The 2,246-nt window shown below is 39.3% G+C and carries 3 protein-coding genes; all 3 read left to right on the top strand.

From position 1 onward, the window contains the following. Positions 1-73: 73 nt before the first annotated feature. The 3 genes from HT696_RS10505 to HT696_RS10495 are packed head-to-tail and all read left to right on the top strand — an operon-like array spanning position 74 to position 2,183. A complete protein-coding gene (locus tag HT696_RS10505) occupies positions 74-604 on the top strand; it encodes a YutD family protein (RefSeq protein ID WP_054392995.1) in 531 nt (176 codons plus the stop codon). Positions 605-624: 20 nt separating this feature from the next. After that, positions 625-1,710 (top strand): 23S rRNA (adenine(2503)-C(2))-methyltransferase RlmN, encoded by a 1,086-nt coding sequence (gene rlmN / locus HT696_RS10500; RefSeq protein ID WP_000804760.1) that lies wholly within the window; start codon positions 625-627, stop codon positions 1,708-1,710. Then, positions 1,710-2,183, top strand: a complete 474-nt coding sequence (locus tag HT696_RS10495) for a VanZ family protein (protein WP_173253318.1) — start codon at positions 1,710-1,712, stop codon at positions 2,181-2,183. Before rlmN ends, HT696_RS10495 begins: the two co-directional genes overlap by 1 nt. Positions 2,184-2,246: the final 63 nt, after the last annotated feature.

Raw genomic sequence — 2,246 nt, 5'->3', positions numbered from 1 at the left:
TTTATGAGAAACGTGCTAACTGCTAGAAATTATGGTAGAATAAAGTATTAAGTAATCGTGAAAAAGGATATCTATGCGAAAAGAAATTGCACCTGAATTATACAACTATAACAAGTTTCCTGGTCCTGAGTTCCATTTACATGGGGACAAGGTCGAAACGGAAGGGATAGTTTTTTCCTTGGTGGAAAATATCAAGGATGCCTTTGATGTGACGGCTTTTAATCAGCGTTTTTCTGAAGTCTTAACAAAGTTTGATTATATCGTGGGAGACTGGAGCAACGAACAGCTTCGCCTACGAGGTTTTTACAAGGATGACCGAACAGAAGAAAAACTTGAAAAAATCAGTCGTTTACAAGACTACCTTTTAGAGTATTGTAGTTATGGTTGTGCCTATTTTGTCCTAGAAAATGAAGCCCCTAAGCGAGCATCATTTGACAAGAAAATGCGTAAGAAGGAAGAAGAACCGCCTTCTAGAAAAGGAAAGAAACCGGCTCAAACAAAACGAAAACCGAATGCAGATAAGAAAAATAGACGTCGTCAGAAAGACCAGCATTCTCAGAAAGAGGACAAGGGACAACGTCATTTTGTCATTCGTCAGAAGTGAGTAGGGAATAAGGAGTAGAAATGAAACCGTCAATTTATAGTTTAACACGTCAAACCATGCAGGAATGGGTTTTGGAGCAAGGAGAAAAGAAATTCCGTGCAGATCAAATATGGGAATGGCTATACCGTAAACGTGTCCAGTCATTTGAAGAGATGACCAACCTGTCAAAAGATTTGATTGCTAAGCTTAATGACCAGTTTGTGGTCAATCCCTTGAAACAACGTATCGTTCAAGAGTCTGCTGATGGGACAGTTAAATATCTTTTTGAGTTGCCTGATGGCATGCTGATTGAGACAGTATTGATGAGACAGCACTATGGTTTGTCAGTCTGTGTGACCACTCAGGTTGGCTGTAATATCGGTTGTACCTTCTGTGCTTCTGGTTTGATTAAGAAACAACGTGACCTCAATAACGGTGAAATCGTAGCGCAAATCATGCTGGTTCAGAAATACTTTGATGAGCGTGGTCAGGACGAACGCGTCAGCCATATCGTTGTCATGGGAATTGGTGAACCATTTGATAACTACAACAATGTCTTAAATTTCGTTCGTACTATCAACGATGACAAGGGAATGGCCATCGGTGCTCGTCACATCACAGTTTCAACCTCAGGTTTGGCTCATAAAATTCGTGATTTTGCTAATGAAGGGGTTCAGGTAAATCTTGCTGTTTCTCTTCACGCACCTAACAATGAATTGCGCTCAAGCATCATGAAAATTAACCGTGCCTTTCCGATTGAAAAACTCTTTGCAGCTATTGAGTACTACATTGAGACAACTAATCGTCGTGTGACTTTTGAATATATCATGCTTAATGAAGTTAATGATGGTGTAGAACAAGCCTTGGAATTGGCTGAATTGCTCAAAAACATCAAGAAATTGTCTTATGTAAACTTGATTCCTTATAACCCAGTTAGTGAGCATGATCAATATAGCCGTAGTCCTAAAGAGCGCGTGTTGGCTTTCTATGATACGCTTAAGAAAAAAGGGGTTAACTGTGTGGTTCGTCAAGAGCATGGTACTGATATTGATGCAGCTTGTGGACAATTGCGTTCTAATACAATGAAACGTGACCGCCAGAAAGCAGTCGCAGCAGTCAATCCTTAATGATGAAGAAAACTTATAATCATGTTTTGGTCTGGGGAGTCATTTTCTATAGCATTTGTATCGTCTATTTTTGCTTTACTCCTCAAGAACAATCTCCCGTGGGAGTGGAAACTCCAGGTATTCAGCATCTTGGACGCCTGGTTTTTCTTTTGACTCCTTTCAATTCTTTTTGGAAACTGGGTGAAGTAAGTGACATTGGACAATTATGTTGGATTTTTCTACAAAATATCCTCAATGTCTTCTTGCTTTTTCCTCTGATTTTCCAACTCCTATATCTCCTTCCAAACTTGTGTAAGACAAGAAAAGTAATCTTTTTCAGTTTTCTAGTGAGTCTTGGAATTGAGTGTACGCAGTTGGTCTTAGATTTTTTCTTTGATTTTAATCGCGTCTTTGAGATTGATGATTTGTGGACCAATACCTTGGGTGGTTATCTGGCTTGGCTACTTTATAAACGATTACATAATACTCAATGAAAATCAAAGAGCAAACTAGGAAGCTAGCCGCAGGCTGCTCAAAATACTGTTTTGAGGTTGTAG

It is taken from the genome of Streptococcus sp. 9903 (genome assembly GCF_013276625.1).
GTDB lineage: Bacteria > Bacillota > Bacilli > Lactobacillales > Streptococcaceae > Streptococcus.
This window is presented reverse-complemented; position numbering and strand designations above follow the sequence as displayed.